Source organism: Stenotrophomonas sp. 57 (assembly GCF_030291075.1).
In the GTDB taxonomy this organism is placed as follows: domain Bacteria; phylum Pseudomonadota; class Gammaproteobacteria; order Xanthomonadales; family Xanthomonadaceae; genus Stenotrophomonas.
In genome coordinates this window covers 4,028,794-4,050,929 of sequence record NZ_CP127407.1, presented here as the reverse complement: position 1 = coordinate 4,050,929, position 22,136 = coordinate 4,028,794, and the positions used below count along the sequence as shown (strand labels likewise).

Below are 22,136 nucleotides of genomic sequence, written 5' to 3'. Positions count from 1 at the left end.
CTCCTGGTCGGTGGTATGCGTGACCTAAACTAAACGCAAAAGGCCAGATCTTTCGATCTGGCCTTTTGCGTTTAATTTGGCTGCCCCGGATGGATTCGAACCACCGAATGCCTGAGTCAGAGTCAGGTGCCTTACCGCTTGGCGACGGGGCAAAACGTGCAGCTATTTTCTCACTTTTCACACTGAAAAACAACTTGATTTTCTGTGTGGTGGCTATGGGTGGATTTGGCAGATAGCCACCACACACAGCCTAAACCTAGCAATTTTGCTGGCTTACGAAGTGCTTCAGAAGGGAAGCTGTAGCACCTGATGTAGCAAATTATACGGATGTGAGGCCGAAAGGTCTAGCGAAAATTTCCGTGAAGACATCTTAGATAGCGACTGTTTGGCCTCACCCCCCCGGGGGGGGCTTACCTCTCAAGACTGTGTTCTCTGCTGCGGTACTCACGAACCGCGTGTTCGCGTAGCACCTGCATGATGTGGCAGCCGTTCTCTCCGGCATCTCGCTGTAGGTGCAAGTCAATGCCTCTCTCTGCACCCCAACCATCACCCCGCCCCCTATAGGGACCTCGTGCGTGGCTGACGCACAAGGGGCAAGCTACGCGGTCATCATCGCCGGGGAACCTTGGCGGCAGCAGTTCCGCCTCTTGTTTGACCAGCCTACGTAGGTCGTAGAGGAATTGATTCAGTTCATCTTGCGAGTTCAGGTTGTCTAGGCCGAGGTAATGAGAACATGCTTCAAAGGGCAGGACGTCAATGGCCGCCCGTACGGTCTGCTGATAGTGCCGCTTCAGCCAGGCTACCTCTTGGCGAAGCTGAGCTACTTCCCGGCGTAGCTCGGCCCCGTTCGAGTAGGGGCGTCTGGACGTGATTTGCTGTTCCACGGAGTTCTTGTCTGACGATGATGAATGATGGTACAAAATAGCCTAACGTTGGTTAGGGGATTTTGTACCGTGCGCGTCGTAGTCTACATGCGAGTCTCCACCGCCCGTCAAGGGCGCAGCGGGCTCGGCCTGGAAGCTCAGCAGGCCACCATTGCCGACTTTGTCCGGCAGCGGGGAGCCGAGGTCATCCAAGCCTTCACCGAGGTGGAGAGTGGCAAGAGGGCGGATCGCCCGGAGCTAGCCCGTGCGTTGCACTTGGCGAAGGTGACCGGCGCAACGCTGCTGATTGCCAAGCTGGACCGATTGTCCCGGAACGCGGCCTTCCTGCTCACGCTGCGGGACAGCGGAGTTCGATTCATCGCGGCGGACATGCCCGACGCCAACGAGCTGACCGTCGGCATCATGGCCTTGGTCGCCCAGCAGGAACGCGAGGCGATTTCCAAGCGCACCAAGGAAGCCCTGCAGGCCGCAAAGGCGCGCGGCAGGAAGCTGGGGAATCCCAACGGGGCGGTTGCCCTGCAGCGTGCCCAGAGGGGCAATGGCGACGCCGTGGCGGCCCTCCGCGGCAAGGCGGATCACCATGCAAACCAGCTGCGCCCGGTGGTGGACGCGCTGGCAGCAGAGGGGGTTTCCTCGCTGGGAGGCATAGCAAAAGCCCTGAACGAGAGAGGCATGCTCACGCCACGTGGTGGCACGTGGCACAAGTCATCGGTCCGCAACCTGCTGGACCGCCTCTCCGTCCAGTAACTCAGTCAACCATGGGCTGCCAGGATGTCCTGGATCTGGTGGGGCTCGAAGGCCACGTCCCACGCCCAGGTGCCAAAGCCCCCCTTCTGGTTCACGCCCTTTACCCATGCGTCCAGTGCCGAGCGCTTGGCGCGGTTCTGGTCGTCGTCGACGCCCTTGATCTCCAACACCAGTGTCTTGCCGTTAGCGAGGCGGACCAGGAAGTCGGGGATATAGCGGCGCTTGGCCCCGTTCCACATGTAGTAGACCTGGAAGCCCAAGTGGTCGTTCTTTGCGTAGGCCTGCACCAACGGGCTGCTTTCCAGCAGGTTGGCTGCATGGGCTTCCCAAGCGCCGTCAGCCACCACGTGGCTGATTTGCGACTTCTGCGCTGGCTGGCATGTCTTGGTGGTGTACCAGGTGCGCATGTATCGCGTTGAACCGACCGGGAACTCCTCGTCGAACACCGGCTCGATGCGCTCTTGGTTCTGCTGCAACAGGTATCGCAGCAGGTGCTGGACCACCGCGTTGATGTTCAGGGATACCAGGATGCGCTTGCGCAGCGGCTCCTGGTGGAACAGCGAGGGCACCACCAGCTTGTCGGATGCGAGGAACTCATCGATCAGGTGGATCAACTGGAACGCCAGGTACTCCGGCGTGCCGGTGTATTGGTCCTGCATCTGCCCATACGCTTGGCGCGCGGCCTGGAACACCAGCCGTTGCAGGCGGAACTCGTCGGGCAGCAACTCCAGGTCGATGGCCTGTATCTGGTCCCACGCATTGGCGCCACCCAGTGCCGGTGCCATCTCTGCCGCCAGCGGCGTGGCTGCAGGGTCTAGGCGCAAAGGCTCCATCGCCTGCCAGTCGAGAGTCAGGCCCGGCCGCACGATGGCATCCACGCGCACCACGTTTGGCCACCGGATCTCCAGGCTGTTCCGTTCCGGCAGGGATTCGATCTGGGTGCTCTGCTTGGGCGGCGGCGGCGCCTCTCCCTCGCCACTCAGGTCCTGGAATACCGACAGCGGCACGCCGAAGACGTTGACGAACTCCGGGACGAACAACTGCCGCTCGACACCGTCGGGACAGACCACAGGCTCCGTGTCGTAGCCGACGCGACGCAGCCCGCGGCCGATTACCTGCTCACACAGCAGCTGGCTGGTGAAGGCGCGCAGGCCCATGATGTGGGTGATGTTCTTGGCGTCCCAGCCCTCGGAGAGCATCGCAACGGAAATGACGTTCTGCAGGTCCTGGCCGGCTGTCCCACGCTTGCCGACGTTGTCGACGATCTCGCGCAGCAGTTCTTCCTTCCGCAGTTGCAGCAGCTCGCTCTTTCGGTCGGATGGGATGGCAGCGGCCTCGACAATCGCCCGCAGCCGCTCCTCGTAGTCCTTGTCGGCGCCCGCCTTCTCGCCGATCTCGGCTTTCTCCAACACGCGGGAGTCAACCCGGAGCGTGCGGTTGGCGTCGCGCATCTCAGGCCAATGCACGTCACCCTCGGTGAAGAATCGCTCCACGCGCGCAGCGGTGGAGGTCACGTTGCATACCGTCAGCATCACCGGAGGCGAGGTGTGGCCGGCTTCTGCCCATGCCTCGGCAGTCCTGCGCCAATCTGCGCCGAGCAGGGTGTAGGCCTGCTGCACCAGTGGCGGCAGCGGTTCATGGGCCTGTGCCCCGCGGCGGCCAAGGTCTTCCTGGACAGCCGGGTCGCGGTACAGGTGATAGAGTTTGGGTTTGAGTGTCTGCGTATCCGGCACTACGCCGTCGCGCACGACCACCCGCGGGGTCTTGACCAGGCCCGCCTCGATGGCATCGTTCAAGCCGAAGTCGGAGATGATCCACTCGAACAGGCCGCCTTCTGTGTTGCTGCGCCCGGTCGGGGCGAACGGGGTGGCGGACAGGTCGAAGCAACACTGTATGCGCAGTTCCTTGTGTATGCGGTCCAGGCCTTCAATCCAGCGGGTAGCCTCTTCCTGGTCCAGGCCCATTTCCTCAGCCCGGCGCTTCACGTCGCGGCTGCGCTTGTCATCGGGGGACTGCCGATAAGCGTGGTGGGCTTCGTCGTTGATTACAACGATGTCCTTATGCTGCGCCAGCTTCCCGAGCACTCGGCGGACGAATGCCTTGTCACTCTCCGGTCCCTTCCTGACCACCGACCGATCCTGCTGCTTTAGCGGCATCAGCGTGTGCCAGTTTTCTACCAGCACCTCGGCCTGATTCAACTTGCTGCGCATTGCCTCATTCGGGCACAGGCCGAACAGGTCGTAGTAGTTGTCCGGGTGCCCCGGATAGAGCACCTGCAGGCGCTCGCGCACCGTCAGGCCGGGGGCAACCAGGAAGATGGCGCGGGAGAAATCCTTGTTGCGCTTCGGGTAAGCCAGTGCGTTCAACACCTGCCAAGTGATGAGCATAGCCATCACCGTCGTCTTGCCGGTGCCCGTTGCCATCTTGTTGCAGAGCCGCTGCCATGGTCCGCCATCGCCCGGCACGTAGATGCCTTGCTTGAAATCGGCCGGCGCTTCGATCCACCAGATCAGTGTCTCGATGGCTTCCAGCTGGCAAAAGTAGAACGGATGCTGGCGAGCGCTGGCGTTGTGCCAGTGTTCAAGCAGGCTGCGGGTAACGGTGGTTACGCCCGGGTAGGCCGAGGCACGCCATTCGCCGACGCGTTCACGGATGCGCTCCACCAGGTCGAGGCGCTCGGTGCGGCGTGTGTTATGGCGGGTGTCGAAGATCTCGTAGCCAGCTGGACGGCGTCCCTCGGTCAGCTTCAGGCCACCTTGGTGGTCTATCCAGTGCCAGCGAGGCGCCTCAAAAGGCGTGTTGATGATCAGGGATTTGGGAGTCGTCATGCCGTGCTCAACTCAGCGCCATGACTTTCAGCGACTCGATACCGCGGTCGTCGACGATCTTCACCGCAATCTTGCGGTTGTCCCCGGCCTCGAACGGCAAGCTGACGGTGCCATGCAGCTTATCCAGCTTGCTCTCGTCCAGCTCGGCCTTGATGTCCTTCTTGAGCTTGTGCCAGCCGTCCTTCTTGCCGGCCATGGGGAAGAACACCTGGCGCGGGAACAGGCTGCGCTCGTCGTAATCGGTGTCCAGGCTCCAGGCGGCGATGTTCTTCTTGCCGCCGGACTTCAGTTCGCCGCTGGCGGTGTCGAAGTAGTCGAAGCCGTGTACCTCGACCACATACTTGCCGTCCTTGGTGGTGCGGACTTCCACGTCCGGCTGACCCATCAGCCAGAAGCTCTGGTTGTGGCGGGCGTTCTTCTTCAGGTCTTCGGTGAGCAGGTCAGTGTTCATCTGCGCCTTGAGGGCGGTGATGCCCTTGGTGGCGTCAATGTCCTTGGCGGCTTCCGGATCGAAGGCGAAGGCGCAGAACACGATCATCTTCGGCCGCGGGAACAGATCGCCGGCCTCGCGCATGGCCAACTCCACCGTGCGCTGCTCCAGTGCGGCGTGCTCCGGGCCGAAGCACACCACCACGCGCTCTCCGGTGTCCAGATGGCCGGTGCAGTGCAGGTGCGGGGTGTCGGGCAGGCTCTCCAGCTCGGCGAAGCGAAGCATCTGCCCGCCCTTGCCTCGGATGCCGGCCTTCAACAACTCGTCGCGCCAGCGGTGCTGACGGGCGGATTCGCCGCTGCGGGCGATGCTGGCGTCGGCCTCGGCCGTGGGCTGCGCCTCGTCCAGCACCATCACGCTGGGGAACGGCACCGCCTCCACAGTGAACGGGCCGGTGATGCGCAGCTTGTCCTTGGCCACCTGCGGCTGGTCGTACAGCACTTCCTGGTCGGCGTGGGCGGCGATGGAGTCGTCCATCTTCTTCTGCATCGCCTGGCGCGCGGCGTGGAATGCGTCGAACGCGGTGCGGGCAGCGGCGGGGCAGTCTGCCGGGAAGTCGAACGGCACCTCCCATTCCAGCAGGGCGTTGGCAGGCACCTGCTCGCCAGTGGGCAGCGTGTGGATACCCTTGGCGTCGAAGGCGATGTCTTCGCCCTTGCGTCCGCCTTCGGTGACCTTGAACGGGATTCGGGTGCCGGCCAGTGCAGCGTTGAGCTGGCCCAACGCCTGCTCGATGGCCGGGTGCATGCGCTCCCAGAGGTCGTCGATCTCAGGGTTGTTGGCGATGGATTTCAGGGTGACGTGCGGGACGGTCTTGTAGATGAAGCCGGCCTTCAGGCCCTCGTGCGGGTACTTGAGGTCGTAGTAGTCATAACTGGCGGTCATCAGCCGCTGCTTGGCCAGGGTGACCGCCACCCGCGAGGTGTCGCAGGTGATCCATCGGCGGCCCCATTTCTCCGCGACGAAAGCGGTGGTGCCAGAGCCGCACGTGGGATCTAGAACAAGGTCGCTGGGGTCGGTCGTCATCAGCATGCAGCGTTGCACGATGACTTCATTGGTTTGTACTACATACACAGGGTTGGCTGCTCCACCGAATCCAGACCACAAATTCGAGTACGAAGTGTAGGGAAATTCCTGAAATCTAGAAGCAAGGCGAATGGCGCCGTCAGAAACGACCGCGCGAAGCGACTTTAGGACACGCTGTATGCCCTCTGGCGTAGTTCCCCACCAACGATTACCTGAATCGAAGATCTTGCCGTTTGCTTCAACGTCAAACTTGGAACCAGGTCCAGGCTTAGTCAGCAGCACCGACATGCAGTTCGTAGTCCCGGGATCAACCTCACCCCCGGTCAGCTTCCGATTCTCACTAACAGTCCTGTAGTAGCCGCCCGGCAACCCAAGCAACGTGTACCCATCCGCAGCGGGATCGCTCTTTTCCGAGTACAGCGGGTTGTACTTAACGCGCGTCGCGTCCTTTGCATACCAGACGATGTAATCAAGAATCGCGCCGATCCGGTTCGAGGCCTGCAGTCCGCCGGCTGCTTTCGTGAAAGAAATGATGGACAGAAAGTTTTCAGCGCCGAAGACTTCATCCATCAGTTCGCGAACATGATGCAGATTCTCATCCGAGATCTGTACAAACACGCTGCCCGATTCATGCAGCAACTCTTTCGACATCAGCAGGCGGTCGCGTAGGTAGGTTAGGTAGGAGTGGATGTTCAGCTCCCACGTATCCCGGAACGCCTTGATCATTTCCGGTTCCTGGGTCAGGTCGTTGTCGCTCCGGTCCTTCACGTCTCGCTTGTTGACGAACGGCTGGAAGTTGCTGCCGTACTTGATCCCGTAAGGCGGGTCGATGTAGATCATCTGCACCTGCCCAGCCATGCCCTCCTTCTGCAGCAGGCTGTTCATCACTAGCAGGCTGTCGCCAGCCACCAGACGGTTGCTCCAGCCGCGATCGTGCTTATAGAAGTCCACCGCCTCGCGCAGCGGCAGCGGCTCCTCGAACCAAGCGCGGAACATGTCGCCAGTGGCGGTCTTACCCGCATCGGTCTTCATGCGCTTCTGGATGACGGCCAGGATGCTGGCCGGGTCGATGCGCTCGTGGACGTGCAGGCTGACGGTGTCCACCTCGAAGCTGGTGCGCTCGGCCTTGCCGGTCCAGTTGAGGTAGGGCGCGGCCTGGCGCTTGAGCTGTTCCAGCGCGGCGCGCATGGTGGCCTCGTCGCCGCTGGCCAGGGCGTCGTCGATCAGGGTTTCAATCTGTGCGCGGCCAACATCGAACTGCAAGGCAGGGTCAATGTGCGGGTCGTAGGCCCATTGCGTCCTGGGCTGCTCAGGATCGTTGTCCGGGGTGACCACGCCAACGTCGGGATTGTTGCGGCGCTTCTGGTCGTGCCGGTAGGCGATGACCTGGTTGTCTTCGTCGGTACGCTTGGCCTTGACCTCGGCCTTTGCACGCTTGGCCTGGGCCAGCGTCAGTCCTGGCTGCATCGGCTTCGGAGCATCTGCACCAGCGGGCTTCTCCTGCACCTGCAAGGTCAGCGGCGCCGCGTGGTCCACTAGCTTCCGCACCGAGCCGCCACGGCCTTGGCCTTTGGCTAGCAGCCCCTCGGCCACCAAGGCATCCCGTGCGGCCGAGTAGTCGTCTTCAGGCACCTCGGCGCCGAGCATGGCAGCAATCTGGGTACGCAGCTTCAGGTTTCCCAGGGTGGTCCCGTCCTCCGGCAGCAACTCCAAAAGGGCATTACGAATATCGGCAGCAGCTGCCTTGTCCATGGTTGTGGATTCCTATGATAGCCCCGATAGAATACGACGGCAGCCACACGATTGGCCCGGCGCGCCTCCGGGGCGGGGCAGCGTGTGTCCTCTCGTTCCTTTTGTTTTTTGTTCGTGCGTATGAGGGTGGTCGATCTTTGCGTGGATGTGGCTGCTGGGGCGGTCTCGCCCGAAAGCCGCGCCGAGAAGCCCAGGCTTTTTGACCCGGCCAAGAAAGAATGCCGCAACGTCCAAGAGCAAGCAGCTCGTTGCCGAAGTGCTTGAGCGAGTAGAAAAGGCGGAGAGGCGGCAGCGCCGGCGTCGAAAAGCCGATCAGGAGCGCCATGAGTCAGCCGCTGAGGCGCTTGTCTGCGACCTGGCCCACCGGGCATTGGGTGATCCCGATGCCTGGCTCACGGTCGAGATGAGCAAGGGTGCCTTGTCCGGCCAAGCACGCCGTGCCCCCTTCCTCACGGAGGCCTTCCCGAACCTCGTGAAATTGCTATGCCACCCGGAAGTGGCCGCGGCCGAGCTGCAGCCCGGCTACTACGCATCCTGGTTCGGTGGAGAACGCACGATGATCCGGGCCAGTCCTTGGCTGGCCGCCAGGATCGACGACCTCGAAATCCACTACGAGGACATCGGGCGCAACCAGGCGCTCCTGGGTGATCCGCTTGTGCTCCGCGGCGACAAGGTGAGGGGTGTGGCGGAGACCCTGCCGTTGCCTGACACGCAGGAGGTTTGTGCTCTCCGTGCTCAGATGCAGCAGATCAACCTGTGGCTCGCCCAGGCTGACATCTCGTATGTCGGGGCGGAGGAGGTGGACCTGGGCCAGCGGTATCTCAGGCGCATCTTCAACAACGGCTCATTGCAGGAAGGAGGGCGTCTCTACCACGGCTTCTGGCAGAACATGTCCAAGAAAGACCGGGCGGACTACTTGCGCATCGAAGGCGCGCCCGTGGTCAGCCTGGATTTTGCCCAGATGTCTGTTAGGACGGCCTATGCCCTTGTGCGCATTGAGCCTCCCGATGGAGACCTTTACGAGCTACCGGGGGTGAGCGGCGACCGCGAGGGCGTGAAGCTGGTTTTCAACGCCCTACTGGCTAGCACCAAGATGCTGTCGCGCATGCCGCAGGGGGCCAGGCCGCACTTTGCCAAGCACGAGACGGTGCATTCGGTTGTGGCGGGAATCAGTCGGCGGCACCCAGCCTTGGTGCCCTTCTTCCAAAAGGGGCAGGCCCATGCATTGATGAACCTCGAAAGCCAGATCATCGTCGAGGCGCTGCTCCGGCTCAAAGACCGCGGTGTGGTGGCACTACCGGTCCATGACTGCATCCTCGTCGCTGACCACCGGATGGAGGTGGCCAAGCGGGCGCTTGAAGAGGCTTCTAAGGATGTACTGGGTCAACAACTCAGGGTGGAGGTGGAGGGATCTCCACCGTCGGGGCTCCATCGTTCCTCTATAGGGAATCCTCAGTCCTCCCCATTAGTGGGGGGCATAAGCGTATGAGCACCGTTCGCCAGAAACGCCGGGAAGGCATCTACCGGCGCATGAGAGAAGCCAATCCAGCCTTTGCAACCTGCGTAGTGCTGGATTGCGGCCATCCCACCATGGCGCAGCAAGGCAGCGGGTTGAGCAAGGCTTACTGCCGCCGCCATGTCGAGCATTTCCGCCGCCACGGCAGCTATTCAAAACCCAGCTACACCGCTGCGGAGCTGCGGCCGTACCGTGTTGCTGCCCTGCATTGGCTAGAGGAACAACGGGATCTTCCGGCTGTCAGGGAGGCTAGGGAGGCGTTGGTAACTCTTTATATGCGCGGCGGTGCACCAGAGGAGGCCTTCCGGTTGGTCGGGAAGCCGCCGGCGGAGCGGGCGAGCAAGATCTGGGCGCGCCTGCGAGAGCGCCAGGTAGACCCCAGCGCCCTTCTGTCCATCTGGATTGCTGTACAGCTGCGCTACCAGGATGACGCGCAGCCGGACCGCAAGGCCCGCTACCGACTGGTGCAGGCCGCCAAATGGCTACACCGGCTGGCTGGTGGTACGCACAAACAGTGGGAACAGCACGACAATGCCGGCCGGCGGAAGGTGGTCCAGTTGCACAAGTACCCGGCCAGCAGAGGGCGGGTGCTGTGGCACCTGGGGGCGGGTCTGGCGCGGGCAGCGAGGCCGCTGCAGGCGCACTTGGAAGCAGTACGCCTGCACGTTGCAGCTTGTTAGACCGGCAGGTGGACCTTGGCCAAAGCCTCGTGCAGTGTGCTCAGCTTGGTGTGCTTGCCATAGCGGCCAGTGGAAATGTTGCTGTTCTCGTGCCCCAGGATTTCCGCGATCTGGTACTCCGGCGTTCCCAGGTCCTTTAGCTTGGTGGCCATGGTTTCCCGGAAGCTCTGCACCTGCTTCTTCTTGTCCTCCACACCGGCCTTTCGCAGCCAGCGGCTGAGTTGCTTGGACAGGAGGTCCACCGGGCTGCGCTTGGGGTCATCGGTGTACCGGATGCGGCGGGGGAACAGGAAGCCTTCGGCGGAGCTGCTGACAAAATCCAATAGCCCCAGCTCGATGAGCCTTGGATGCACAGGGATCAGGCGCAGGCTGTTCTCGGTTTTGACTCGCTTCTCCGGGTGGTCGGAATTGATGTCGAACACCCATAATCCGTCCACTTGGCGGACGTCACGCTTTTCCAGTCTGGCTGCCTCGCCCATGCGGCAGCCGGTATAGGCCATGATGCGAGATATCCACAGCTCGTAAGACTCCTTGGCGTGCTGCTTGGTGTATCTGATAAACTTCGCCACGTCGTCGTCGTCGAGTGCCTTGCGTGCATCCTGAGCGCGTCCCTCGTTGACATCACGCAAAATCGTGGCTGGATTCTGGGTCAGATGGTCGTGCTCTGTGGCCCAGATGAATAGCGAACGGACGTATTGATAGTTCTTGTTGATGCTGCGAGGTTGCAGGCGCGGCAGCTCGGGCTGCGATGCTGCCGCTTCGAGGATCTGCCGAGGGGTGAGGCCAGGGAAGATCTTGGTCATGTTCTTGGGCAGCTGAAGCATCTGCGTACCCAAGGTGCGAATTTCGGCCTTGGTAACTTGGTGAATGGGGCGGTCCCCAAGCAAATCCACGATCAGCTCGAAAATCTTGCGGCTCTGCTCGGCGGTGCGTTCCGACCACTTCTTCAGGCCAATATGTTCCTCGCAATAGAGTTGAACCACCTGCGAGAGCAGGGGTGAGTTTTGCGTCCGATCCTTGGCCCCGCCAGTGGTGGCAAGGATTTCCTGGGGAAGCTCCAAGGGTTCACCTTCAAGTGCCTTTAGCTCGGCCACGGTGGCCTTAAGGTCCGCTTCCAAGAGGCGCCTTGCGAGTCTGCGCTGTGTATCCCTGGTTGCATTGGGGGCCAGCTGGGCGGCTTCCGGCAAGCGCTCGTCCACCTGCCCAAAGGCCAGTGCCGCCGAGATGCGGTGGGCTTCGTCATTCAGGTAGAAGGATGTGCCGTCTTTCTGGTCTTCATCGAGAGGCTGGGAAAGCCTTGCCTCGATCTCATCAAACTTCGTTGCCAGGTACTGGCGGTAGATGGTGTCAATTTCTTCGCGGGTCATCGACTGAATGTTCCGGTCGATCTGGTGCAGGAAGACGCCCATTTGGGCTTCCCACAACATCAAGCGCCTGCGAGCCTCTCGGAGGTCGCCGGTTCGCAGGCTTCGGTTGAGTTCTGTGCGTCCCCAGACGGCCCGGATACGGGAGGGGACGACGATACGCGAAGTATAAATCTGACCGCGTCGCTGTAGCACTTTGTGGGCACTCGCTGTAGCAGTAGGGCTAAAGAGAGCGAAAGTGCTAGATTCTCCCGAGGCATCAATGACTTGCGATGCATTGGTGGCTATGGGTGGACTCGAACCACCGACCCCAGCATTATGAGTGCTGTGCTCTAACCGGCTGAGCTACATAGCCTTGGTGAGCCCGCTATTCTGCGGATGTGTATCGCCCCTGTCAACACTTTTGTATCGCGCTTGTGGGCCGACAGAGGGCATGGGATAGTCCCGACCAGTAGATTTTCTTAGGAGTCCGCATCGTGATCGATCCGGACGGCTATCGACCGAACGTCGGCATCGTGCTGATGCGGCAGGACGGCCAGGTGTTCTGGGCACGACGCGTGCGCCGGGATGGTTGGCAGTTCCCGCAGGGAGGCATGAACACCGACGAGACGCCTGTCGAGGCCATGTATCGTGAACTGCAGGAAGAGACCGGCCTGCTGCCTGAGCATGTGGAAGTGCTCGGGGCAACGCCCGGCTGGCTGCGCTACAAGCTGCCGGCGCGGGCCATCCGCCGCAACGAGCGGCAGGTCTGCATCGGCCAGAAGCAGGTCTGGTTCCTGCTGCGCCTGACCGGCGACGAATCCCACGTGAAGCTGGACCACACCGACTCTCCCGAGTTCGACCACTGGCGCTGGGTGGACTTCTGGTACCCGGTGGAGCACGTGGTGATGTTCAAGCGCGGCGTCTACGCGCGTGCCTTGCGACATCTGGCGCCGCTGGCGCGCGGGGTGGCCGGGCAGGGGGTGACCGCCATGCCCAAGAGTGCCGCCGAGGCCTGGATGCCGGGCCACACCGCCGGCCATGACCGCCCGCGCAAGCGCCCGCGCACCCGCGGCTACTGGCCGAAGAAGGCGACGGGCGACGGCCCGGCGAGCTGACCGGCTGAACGGTATCGAGAATGGTTCAGGTCTATGATTGACAACCATTCTCGTTTCCATTGGAATACCCAACAGGCCGCTTCTGGCCTGTCATCCCGGTTCCCGCCTGTGTACGTCTGCATCTGCAACGGAGTCACCGACCACCAGATCCGCGAAGCCGCCAGACATGGCGTCAGCACGGTGGCCGAACTGACCATGCGTACCGGCTGTGGCGCCACCTGCGGTTCCTGCCTGGAAATGGCCGGCGATCTGCTGGCCAAGGCACGTGCCACCCACGATCTGCCCCTGCCGGTACTCGGCCTGGCCCAGGTCGCCTGATCTTTTTCGCGGCGCGTTGACGCCGCTTCCTCGTCCTTCACTGCTGGCCGCACTGGCCAATGCGCACGATTCGCGTTCCTTCACGGCTGCACGCAAGGCGCTAAAGTGCCTGCGTTTTCAGCGTGCAGGAGCATCCCCATGAAGGGCGACACCAAGGTCATCGAATTTCTCAACAAGGTCCTCTACAACGAGCTGACCGCGATCAACCAGTACTTCCTGCACGCCAAGATGCTGAAGAACTGGGGCATCAAGGAACTGGCCGAACACGAGTACAAGGAATCGATAGACGAGATGAAGCATGCCGACATGCTCGCCGACCGCATCCTGTTCCTCGAAGGCCTGCCGAATTTCCAGGCGCTGGGCAAGCTGCGCATCGGTGAAAACCCGACCGAGATCCTGCAGTGCGACCTGTCGCTGGAACGGGATGGCGTGGTCACCCTGCGCGAGGCCGTGGCCTATTCCGATTCGGTCGGTGACTACGTCAGCCGCCAGCTGTTCGTGAAGATCCTCGATTCGGAAGAAGAGCACATCGACTGGCTGGAAACCCAGCTGGACCTGATCGAGCGCATCGGCGAACCGAAGTACCTGCTGAGCAAGCTGGAAGAGTAATTCAGTCCACCTGGCCGGCGCGATGCTGTGCCAGGTAGCCCGTCAGCGCCACGCGCGCGCGGGCGAATTCGGCCACCAGCAGCGCCACCGCCACTGCGGGGCGCGGCAGGTGGCCGCTGCGGGCTTCGAGTTCGATGCGCCGCGCCACCGCCGACAACGACAACGCCCCCACGTTCGCGCTGGAAGATTTCAGGCTGTGTGCGACCGACTGCAGGCGCTCAGCGTCGCCAGCCTGTGCTGCCTGCTGCAGCTGCTGCACCAGCGCCGGCGCGTCGTCCAGGAACACCGTGATGATCTGGATGACGGCCTCGCCGATCACCGCATGCAGTTCGTCCAGCACGTCGCGGTCCAGCACCGGTTGCGGTGGTAGCGCCACCTGCTTCTCCGGGGTCTGTAGCGCCGAGCCATGCTCGGCGGATGGAGTGTGACTGTAGTTGGCTGTCAGCCGAGCATGGCTCGGCTCTAGAGTCGGCTCTAGAGACGGTTGCCCGGGTGATGCAGCTTTCCCGTCCCCCCAGCGCTGCAGCAGCGCATGCAGGGTGGCACGTGCGATCGGCTTGGACAGGTAGTCGTCCATGCCGGCCTGCAGGCAGCGCTCGCGGTCACCGGCCATGGCATTGGCGGTCATCGCGATGATCGGCAGGCGTGGCCGCCGGTTCTCCACTTCCTCGGCGCGCCAGCGGCGGGTAGCGGCATAGCCGTCCAGCACCGGCATCTGGCAGTCCATCAGCACGACATCCACGCCCCCTTCGCGAAGGGCGACCAATGCCTGCTCGCCATCGGCGGCGTTGCGGACCTCGCACTGGAACACGCGCAGCAGCTGCTCGGCCACCATGCGGTTGACCGTGTTGTCCTCCACCAGCAGCACCCGCAGGTGCAACGGCGGCGGCAGGGGCGTCGGCTGCCCCGGTTCGGCATTGGCCAGCAGCGCGGCAGGGCGTGCATGCGCGACCGGTGCCGCCAGCAGTGCGTGCAGCGCAGCATCGTCGAAATGCGCGGGTAGCTGCCGCTGGCGCGGGCGCGCTGGAGGCGCATCGTCCTGCAGCCACAGCACCTGCAGCGCGTCATCCTCGCCACGCTCGGCCAACGCCTGTTGCAAGGTCGCTTCACCGACGCGGCGCGCACGTGCATCGACCAGCAGCCAGGCCGGTGCCGGCTGGCCTGGCCGTGGCGTCGCGCGCAGGCGCTCGACCACGGCGTCGAACTGCGCCATGGCGTGCACCAGCAGCCCATGATGGGCCGCGATGCGCTCGATGCGTGCCTGCAGGATCGCATCGCTGCTGAACAGCAGCAGCGAGGCCGGCGTGCGCGTCATGGCCGGCAGGTCGCCGGGCACCTTCAACAAGGGGATCTCGAACCAGAACGTGGCGCCCTGGCCAGGCGTGGACTGCACGCCGATGCGCCCGTGCATCAGGTCGATGATGCGCTTGCAGATCGCCAGCCCCAGGCCGGTGCCACCGTAGATGCGGGTGGTGGAGGCATCGGCCTGGCTGAAGGACTGGAACAGGCGCGCCTGCAGTGCTTCGTCGATGCCGATGCCGGTGTCGATGACCTCGAAGCGCAGCTGGTGCTGTGCCGCACCTTCGCCCAGGCGCTGCACGCGCAGCTGCACCTGGCCGCGCGCGGTGAACTTGATCGCGTTGGCCAGCAGGTTGCTCAGCACCTGGCGCAGTCGTACCGGGTCGCCACGCACCGGCAGGCGTACCGACGGGTCCAGCTGCAGTCCGAGCGACAGGCCCTTGGCGTCGGCGGCACGCTGCATCAGCTGCACCACGCCATCAAGCAGATCGCGCAGGTTGAAGCTGGTGATCTCCAGTTCCAGTGCCTGCGCTTCCAGCCGCGAGTAGTCGAGGATGTCATCGACGATGCGCAGCAGCTGCTGCGAGCTGGCCGAGGCAGTGGCCAGCATCTGCCGCTGGTCCTCGCCCAGCGGGCCGCGCGCGATCAGTTCCAGCATCGGCAGGATGCCGTTGAGCGGCGTGCGGATCTCGTGGCTCATCGTGGCCAGGAACTCGCCCTTGGCCAGCACTGCTGCCTCGGCGGCCTGCTTGGCCTGCAGCAGCTGCTGTTCCAGCTGCCCCTGACGCTCCGTGGTGTGGCGCAGCTGGTCCCGTTCGCTGGCCAACGCGCTGCACTCACGCTGCAGCAGGGCCAGTGCACGGTTGCCTGCGCGCAGGCGCAGGCCCATCAGCAGCAACGCGATGGCGGCTGCGGCAAGGGCCGCCTGCAGCACGACCCACAGCGGCACGTCAGAGCACCGCGTTGTGGAAGTCGAAGTTCAGGTCGCTGCCGGCCGACTGCACCATGTTGCCCTGGATGTAGTCGACACCGCCCACCCACATCGCGGCGGCGGCCTGCGGATCTTCGATCTGCTGGCCGATGATCTGCTGACCAGCCGCATGTGCCCGTTCAATCGCCCGGCGCAGCTCCTCGCGCGTGGCCGGATTGGAATGGCTGCTGGAGAAGCGCGCGGCCATGCGTACGAATGACAACGGCAGCTGGGTGAGCAGGGCATCGGCTTCGCCACCGGGCTCGAACTGGCTCAGGCAGAAGCGCACACCGGCCCCTGCCATGCGCTGGCAGAACTGCTGCAGCGGCACGGCGTGGATCAGTGCGTCGGGCAGGCGCACGTCGATCACCAGCGCGCTGCCGGGCAGGTCGCGCTGCTGCAGTGATTCCAGCAGCCAGTCGGCGAAGGCATCGCGCTGCAGCGTGCGCAGCGACTGCGAGACGAACAGGTTCAGCGGCTGTGTCGCGTGCCGGTACAGGTCCAGCAGGCCCAATGCGTGGTCCATGACCTGCTGGTCGAGATCGGCAATGCGCCCGGCGGCTTCCGCGGCCGGAATCACCTGGCCGGCCGCCAGCAGGGTGCCGTCGGCCTGGCGAAGGCGCAGCAGCAGCTGGTACTGCGCGGTGTTGCCGCCGGCGACGGCGACGATCGGCTGGTAGGCCAGTTCCAGCTGGCCTTCCAGCAGCGCGAGGTGTTCCTGCTCGCTGACCACGTCACGGTGTACGTGGCCGGCCACGCCGGCACTCAGCAGGCGTGCCTGCAGGGTGGTGCGCTCCACCGCTTCCAGGGCGCTGTTGGCATCGTCGAAGCCGGACGACAGCGGCGCGTAGCCGACCACGCCGCGCAGGTGCACCGACTCGTCATCGCGGATCACGAAGGCGCGCGAGGACAGCTGCTCGCGCAGGGCCGCCGCGATGCCTTCCAGGCTGTCCTCGTCGGCATCGCGCGCCAGCAGCAGGAAACTGTTGTCGTTCAGGCGTGCCAGCAGGTGCGGATGGCCGGCTTCGGCCAGGCGCTGCCCGGCCTGCACCATCAGGCGCTCGAAGGCGGCATAGCCGTAGCGCTCGCGCAGGCCCAGTGCGCTGGAGATCTCGACGAACAGCACGCCGCCCTGGTCGCGGTGGGCGAGCGCGGCGTTGAGCTGCTGCAGCACGTGATGCCGTGTCGGTAGCCCGGTTTCCGGATTGCTGGTGGCCGGGGTGCTGGAAACGCCGGGCAGGGTTGCGGCCTGCGCGCGCGCGCGGCGGATGCGGTTGGCCACGGCGGCAATCAGGTGGCGTGGCCGGATCGGCTTGCTCAGGTAATCGTCGGCGCCACTGTCGAGCACCTCGAACTGGCGCTCCGGGTCCGGGTCGCCGCTGAGGAACACGATCGGCAGCAGCTGCAGGCCGGGCTGCTGGCGGATCAGCGCGGTCAGGCGCATGCCATCCAGGCCGGGCAGGTGCAGGTCCATCAGGATCAGGTCGGGTCGGTGTTCCCTGATGGCCTGCAAGGCAGCATCGGCATCGCTGTGCACGATCGCCTGCATGCCGGCGCCGTGCAGCACGCTCTGCGCGAACAGCGCCTGGGCGCGATCATCCTCGACGATCAGCACGCGGTACGGCGAATCGGACGGCGCCGGTGCCGGATCATTGCTGCCGGTCTCGGCCAGCACGGAAGGGCCGGGCACCGGCGGCGGTGCGCTGCCGATTCCTGCGGGGGCATCGATGGCGGCCGGCGGCGCGGCTGCCACCGGTGCTGCCGTGGACGGGTCCGCCACGCTGGGGCTCCAGCGTTGCCAATGATCGGCCGGAGGGGTTTCAGCGCGTCCCGGGCGGGCGCCCGCGGGGGATTCGTTTGCGGCCATCGGTGCTCCTGGTGTTCGCGTCCATTATGCGACAAGCCCGGCGATCAACCGGTGCCGGGCTGGCGTGGACTGTCGGGCGACGCCGTGCGTGCCAGCCAGCGCACGCCTTTCCACAGGGCGCGCCAGACCAGCCACACCAGCAATGCGCCGGCCAGGCTGCAGGCCAGCACCACGATCAGTGCGATCCACGGGTGTGCCAGGGCCAGGGCCAGGCCACCGATCACCACGGTGTCTTCGGCGGCGGAGGCCACCCAGTTGCTGGCCGGTTCCGGCGACGTGTTGAGCAGGGCACGGGTGCCGGCTTTCAAGCCATGGCTGGCCAGCGCAACACCCGCACCGGCGGCGAGTGCACCGGTGCCGAGCTGGCCATCCGGCGACAGTGTGGCCGCGGCGAGGAAAGCACCTGCAGGCACGCGTGCCAGGGTCTGCACCAGATCCCAGGCCGAGTCCACGCCGGGGATCTTGTCGGCGAAGAATTCGGTCACCGCCAGTGCCGCAGACGTGCCCAGCACCCACCACGATTCGGTGGCCTGCAGGGCGGGGGGCAGGTCGACCCAGCCGAGCAGGCCGGCCAGACCGACACCGAACACGGTGAGGTAGACGCGGATGCCGGCCAGCCAGGCCAGCAGGATGCCGATCACGAACAGGTGGGCTTCGGTCATGTCGGTGCTCCGGCGACGGAACTGTGCAGGGGGCCACACTATCGGCGATGGCGTGCCTGAACGCCACAGACCGTGGCCGGCCAGTGCGCAGGAAACCTGCCCGTCCTGTCATACACTAGCCCGTCGTTTGCCACAGGGGCCGTACCGGTGTCGCTCTCGCGATGCCCCGGAATCCACCCATGACCAACCGTCCTCCCATGCGCGTGCAGGTCCGCCTGCCGGGCGCGCCACAACCGCCGGCCGACCGCCGCCGCCTGCTGGTGATCGGCGGCATCTGGCTGCTCAGCCTGGTGCTGGCGGTGCTCGGTGGCTGCTGGATGGCCACCCCGCGCGATGCCCAGGGCCAGCGCCTGCAGGCCGCCGAGAAGCGTGCCGAGACGCTGCAGGCGCAGCTGACCGAACTGCGCCAGAAGCAGGCCACGCTGGAAGCTTCCGATCGCATCAGCCGCGCCGCCAATACCGAGGTGCAGTCCTCGCTGGCCGAGCGCGACGAGGAAATTGCCGGCCTGCGCGCCGACGTGGCCTTCTACGAGCGCCTGGTCGGTTCAACCAGCCAGCGCAAGGGCCTGAACACCCATTCGATCGAGTTCAGCCCGGAAGCGGCCGGCACCTGGCAGTACACCGCAGTGCTGACCCAGAACCTCAACCGCGGTGCCATCAGCCAGGGGCAGATGCGTTTCAGCGTGGAAGGCGTGAAGAACGGCAAGCTGGCGACGATCAGCTGGGATGATCTGCACCAGCGCAGCAAGGTGCCGGGACAGGATTACTCGTTCCGGTACTTCCAGCAGCTCACCGGCAGCGTGATGCTGCCGGCTGACTTCACCCCGCAACGCGTGCGGGTGACATTGGGGAGTGGTACGGGGGGTACCACCCAGGTATTCGACTGGAAACAGGCCGGTGCGCCGGCCGCCAAAGGGGAGTAGGCAGATGTTCGGAAGCAGCAAATCCAACCGTGACGGCCAGCTGGTGGTGGATGCCTTGATCGGCAACCAGGTGGTGATCCGCGGCGATGTGGAATTCAGTGGTGGGCTGTATGTGGAAGGCCGCATCCACGGCAAGGTGATCGCCGCCGAAGGTGCCAGTGGCGCGACCCTGACGGTCGCCGAGCATGGCGTGATCGAGGGCGAGATCCGCGCCCAGGTGGTGGTCATCAGTGGCCGCCTGGACGGCGACGTGCATGCCACCGAGAAGGTCGAGCTGACCCCGAGCGCGCGGGTCAACGGCAACGTCCATTACCAGGTGGTGGAAATGAATGCGGGCGCCCAGCTGAACGGTCGCCTGATCCACGCCAGCGCCCCGATGGCAGCACTGCCAGCCCCGGACGGCGATGAGGCCAATGCCGGCAAGGGCGACACCGCCGCGCGCCGCAAGCTGGCCGAGGCGATGGCTTGAAAGCCATCGTCGGCGCCCCCATGCTGACGGCATGAGCACGCTAGTCTCCCTGCCCGGCGCCACCCCGGCCGCCGCGCCCGATTACCAGTCGCTGGAGCGCCCGCTGAACTTCACCGAGTCGGCGGCCGCCAAGGTCAAATCCCTGATCCAGGAAGAGGGCAACACCGACCTGGCCCTGCGTGTGTACATCGAAGGCGGCGGCTGTTCGGGCTTCCAGTACGGGTTCGAGTTCGACGAGAACCGTGCCGAGGACGACCTGGCGGTACAGACCAGCGGGGTGACCCTGCTGGTCGACCCGCTGAGCCTGCAGTACCTGATGGGCGCCGAGGTGGACTACACCGAGAGTCTGACCGGTGCGCAGTTCGTGATCCGCAACCCGAACGCCAAGACCACCTGCGGCTGCGGCAGCAGCTTCAGCATGTAGGCAGGGCGCAGGGCCTGCGTCCCGCGCTACAAGGTGTGTGGAGCAGGCTCCACACCCACAGACAGTTTCCGCAAAGCCTGCGGCTTGCCACCCGCATCGATTGGCGGCACGCTTGCCGGATGCCCAATACTCCTTCGCCGCTTTCCGGTTTCGCCTTCGTCGGCGAACCGCTGGAGCGCGCCGATGCCCTGCGCGAAGATGCCGATGCACTGGCGCGCCTGTGGCCGGGCGCGCGCATTCTCGTGCTCGATCAGGACGGCAGCGCCTTCACCGGCGATGACGATCAGCCGCTGGCGCTGACCGGCGCCGACATCGGTGGTGGCCCGGGTGCCGCGATCTTCCTTGGCCTGCGCGGGGAGCAGGCGTGGTTCTCGGTCGAAGCCACCAACGTCACCGTCACCGCATCCCGCCGCCTCGACCTGCGCCAAGCCGCGCTGCTCTGGACGATGGCCGACGCGACCGCCTTCAGCTACGCCCGTGGCATGTCCTACTGGCACTCCCGCACCCGCTTCTGCGGCGTGTGTGGGGGCGCGGTGGCCTTCGCCCGGGGTGGCTTCGTGGGCCGTTGTGCGCAGTGCTCCACCGAACACTATCCGCGCGTGGACCCGGCGGTGATCGTGGCGGTGGAGAACCAGGGCCGGCTGCTGCTCGGCCGCCAGTCGAACTGGGCACCGCGCCGCTATTCGGTGCTGGCCGGGTTTGTCGAGCCGGGCGAGACCTTCGAGCAGACCGTGGTGCGGGAAGTCCACGAAGAGAGCAAGGTGCGGGTGACCGCCTGCCAGTACCTCGGTTCGCAGCCATGGCCGTTCCCCGGTGCGCTGATGGTCGGCTTCCGTGCACAGGCGCAGGACGACCTGCCGACCGTGGATGGCGAACTGGAAGATGCACGCTGGTTCAGTGCCGAAGAGGTGGGGGCAGCGCTGGCGCGTGATGTGGAGGACGACGGCCAGGGCATCCGCCTGTCACCGCCGATCTCGATTTCGCGCAGCCTGATCGAACACTGGTACCGGCAGCAGAAGGGCTGAGCCGGGGTGGCCATGGCGCCTGTATTGCCGCCACCTGAACACGGCCCGGGTTACAGTCCGGTTCACCGCTGAGGGGGTCGCTGCGACAGGTAAGGTAGCGACGCCGAGCGATCTGTTTCGTAGGGAGACCCGCCATGTTCACCACTCTGGCCGCCGTGCTGGTTGCACTGGCCCTGGGCCATGTCGCTCCGGCCGCTGCTGCCTCGCTGCGCCGTTTCGACGGCTTCCGGCGCTGGTTGGGCTGGCTGGACGCGCGCGGGGGCAAGGTCTGGCAAGGCCCGGCAGGCGTGGCCCTGGCATTGCTGCCGCCGCTGCTGTTGATGGCGCTGCTGGCGTGGTTGCTGCGCGGCGTGCTGTTTGGCCTGCCGTCGCTGTTGCTGGGCGTGGCGGTGCTGGCCTGGTGCTGGGGCCCGCGTGACCTGGACCGAGATATCGAGGCCATCATCGATGCCGACGATGCAGCGACGCGGCAGGCTGCAGTGCGCAACCTGCAGTCGGCCGGCGGCAGCCTGCGCGCGGACATTCCGTCGCTGGTCGAGGCGACGGTGCTCAACGCACTGCGGCGCTGGTTCGCGGTGTTGTTCTGGTTCCTGTTGCTGGGCCCGGCCGGTGCGCTCGGTTACCGGCTGCTGGCGCTGATGGCGGAAAGCCCGATGCGTGCCCGTGTGCCGGTGGAGCCGTTGGCGCTGGCGCAGCGCCTGCTCGGTTGGGTTGAGTGGCCGGTGGCGCAGCTGATGGCGTTCTCGATGGCGCTGGTCGGCAATTTCGATACGGCGTGGAAGGCCTGGCGCCAGGCGCACGGCGAGCGTCTGGCGGGCAACATCGGGTTCCTGGGCGCGGTGGCGCGGGCCAGCGTCAACGCCGAACTGCGCGAGGACGCGCACGATTACACCGAGGCGGGGCTGTTGCCGGTGTGGCAGCGGCTGCCGGACCTGCGCGATGCGATGAGCCTGGTGTGGCGGATGCTGCTGCTGTGGCTGGCGATTCTCGCCCTGCTGGTGATTGCAGGCTGGGTGACGTAGGTGTCTTGGCAGGGCTTGCAGCCCTGCACCTGCAGAAGCAACAGCAACAGCAACAGCAACAGCAACAGCGGCTCTGGATTGCTTAGGGTTGGGCGGGGCGGTGTGGGGCTGCAGGACACGCCGTAAACCCATCCTTGGGGGCTCGATGGCGCCATCCATGGCGC

The 22,136-nt window shown here is 64.7% G+C and carries 17 protein-coding genes and 2 tRNA genes; 11 read left to right on the top strand and 8 right to left on the bottom strand.

The annotated features are described in order from the left end of the window. Positions 1 to 77: 77 nt before the first annotated feature. Positions 78 to 152: transfer RNA gene (locus QP512_RS18610), tRNA-Gln, on the bottom strand. An 819-nt stretch (positions 153 to 971) separates the two neighbouring features. On the opposite strand from QP512_RS18610, the gene QP512_RS18605 reads away from it, so the two are divergent. After that, positions 972 to 1,631, top strand: coding sequence for a recombinase family protein (locus QP512_RS18605; RefSeq protein ID WP_286070185.1), 660 nt, complete (start codon positions 972 to 974; stop codon positions 1,629 to 1,631). A 5-nt stretch (positions 1,632 to 1,636) separates the two neighbouring features. On the opposite strand, the gene QP512_RS18600 is transcribed toward QP512_RS18605, so the two are convergent. Together QP512_RS18600 and QP512_RS18595 are read right to left on the bottom strand one after the other, a co-directional pair. Continuing rightward, positions 1,637 to 4,459: a DEAD/DEAH box helicase family protein gene (locus tag QP512_RS18600; protein ID WP_286070184.1), complete on the bottom strand. Its 2,823-nt coding sequence runs from the start codon at positions 4,457 to 4,459 to the stop codon at positions 1,637 to 1,639. A 7-nt stretch (positions 4,460 to 4,466) separates the two neighbouring features. Then, positions 4,467 to 7,727 carry a site-specific DNA-methyltransferase gene (locus tag QP512_RS18595; protein ID WP_286070183.1) on the bottom strand — a complete coding sequence of 1,087 codons (3,261 nt, stop codon included), beginning with the start codon at positions 7,725 to 7,727 and terminating at the stop codon, positions 4,467 to 4,469. A 145-nt stretch (positions 7,728 to 7,872) separates the two neighbouring features. On the opposite strand from QP512_RS18595, the gene QP512_RS18590 reads away from it, so the two are divergent. Continuing rightward, positions 7,873 to 9,216, top strand: a complete 1,344-nt coding sequence (locus QP512_RS18590; RefSeq protein WP_286070182.1) for a hypothetical protein — start codon at positions 7,873 to 7,875, stop codon at positions 9,214 to 9,216. Then, a complete protein-coding gene (locus tag QP512_RS18585) occupies positions 9,213 to 9,923 on the top strand; it encodes a hypothetical protein (RefSeq protein WP_286070181.1) in 711 nt (236 codons plus the stop codon). The genes QP512_RS18590 and QP512_RS18585 overlap by 4 nt, the downstream gene beginning before the upstream one ends. Here the strand turns inward: QP512_RS18585 and QP512_RS18580 are convergent. Continuing rightward, a complete protein-coding gene (locus QP512_RS18580; RefSeq protein ID WP_286070179.1) occupies positions 9,920 to 11,350 on the bottom strand; it encodes a site-specific integrase in 1,431 nt (476 codons plus the stop codon). The genes QP512_RS18585 and QP512_RS18580 overlap by 4 nt on opposite strands. Positions 11,351 to 11,565: 215 nt before the next feature. Continuing rightward, positions 11,566 to 11,642 (bottom strand) — tRNA-Met (locus tag QP512_RS18575). A gap of 121 nt (positions 11,643 to 11,763) precedes the next feature. On the opposite strand from QP512_RS18575, the gene QP512_RS18570 reads away from it, so the two are divergent. From QP512_RS18570 to bfr, 3 genes are all read left to right on the top strand, one after another. Beyond that, complete coding sequence (locus tag QP512_RS18570) at positions 11,764 to 12,384, top strand: RNA pyrophosphohydrolase (RefSeq protein ID WP_005411310.1); 621 nt, start codon at positions 11,764 to 11,766, stop codon at positions 12,382 to 12,384. 108 nt (positions 12,385 to 12,492) lie between these two features. After that, entirely contained in the window at positions 12,493 to 12,702 is a 210-nt protein-coding gene (locus QP512_RS18565; protein WP_286070178.1) for a bacterioferritin-associated ferredoxin, read from the top strand. Positions 12,703 to 12,840: 138 nt separating this feature from the next. Continuing rightward, the gene (bfr, locus tag QP512_RS18560; RefSeq protein ID WP_005419804.1) at positions 12,841 to 13,311 is read left to right on the top strand and encodes a bacterioferritin; all 471 of its coding nucleotides are present in this window, start codon (positions 12,841 to 12,843) and stop codon (positions 13,309 to 13,311) included. A 1-nt stretch (position 13,312) separates the two neighbouring features. On the opposite strand, the gene QP512_RS18555 is transcribed toward bfr, so the two are convergent. The 3 genes from QP512_RS18555 to QP512_RS18545 are packed head-to-tail and all read right to left on the bottom strand — an operon-like array spanning position 13,313 to position 18,109. Beyond that, positions 13,313 to 15,559 (bottom strand): hybrid sensor histidine kinase/response regulator, encoded by a 2,247-nt coding sequence (locus QP512_RS18555; RefSeq protein ID WP_286070177.1) that lies wholly within the window; start codon positions 15,557 to 15,559, stop codon positions 13,313 to 13,315. A gap of 1 nt (position 15,560) precedes the next feature. Then, positions 15,561 to 17,447, bottom strand: coding sequence for an EAL domain-containing protein (locus QP512_RS18550; protein WP_286070176.1), 1,887 nt, complete (start codon positions 17,445 to 17,447; stop codon positions 15,561 to 15,563). Positions 17,448 to 17,491: 44 nt separating this feature from the next. After that, positions 17,492 to 18,109: a DUF4126 domain-containing protein gene (locus tag QP512_RS18545; RefSeq protein ID WP_106550932.1), complete on the bottom strand. Its 618-nt coding sequence runs from the start codon at positions 18,107 to 18,109 to the stop codon at positions 17,492 to 17,494. A gap of 179 nt (positions 18,110 to 18,288) precedes the next feature. On the opposite strand from QP512_RS18545, the gene QP512_RS18540 reads away from it, so the two are divergent. From QP512_RS18540 to ampE, 5 genes are all read left to right on the top strand, one after another. Further along, the gene (locus QP512_RS18540; RefSeq protein ID WP_345783090.1) at positions 18,289 to 19,032 is read left to right on the top strand and encodes a DUF6776 family protein; all 744 of its coding nucleotides are present in this window, start codon (positions 18,289 to 18,291) and stop codon (positions 19,030 to 19,032) included. Positions 19,033 to 19,036: 4 nt separating this feature from the next. Continuing rightward, positions 19,037 to 19,501 carry a polymer-forming cytoskeletal protein gene (locus QP512_RS18535; protein WP_286070175.1) on the top strand — a complete coding sequence of 155 codons (465 nt, stop codon included), beginning with the start codon at positions 19,037 to 19,039 and terminating at the stop codon, positions 19,499 to 19,501. A gap of 31 nt (positions 19,502 to 19,532) precedes the next feature. Next, complete coding sequence (erpA, locus tag QP512_RS18530) at positions 19,533 to 19,925, top strand: iron-sulfur cluster insertion protein ErpA (protein ID WP_286070173.1); 393 nt, start codon at positions 19,533 to 19,535, stop codon at positions 19,923 to 19,925. Between the two features lie 119 nt (positions 19,926 to 20,044). Beyond that, a complete protein-coding gene (gene nudC, locus QP512_RS18525; protein WP_286070172.1) occupies positions 20,045 to 20,950 on the top strand; it encodes an NAD(+) diphosphatase in 906 nt (301 codons plus the stop codon). Between the two features lie 134 nt (positions 20,951 to 21,084). Next, positions 21,085 to 21,972 carry a regulatory signaling modulator protein AmpE gene (gene ampE, locus QP512_RS18520; RefSeq protein WP_286070170.1) on the top strand — a complete coding sequence of 296 codons (888 nt, stop codon included), beginning with the start codon at positions 21,085 to 21,087 and terminating at the stop codon, positions 21,970 to 21,972. Positions 21,973 to 22,136 lie beyond the last annotated feature (164 nt).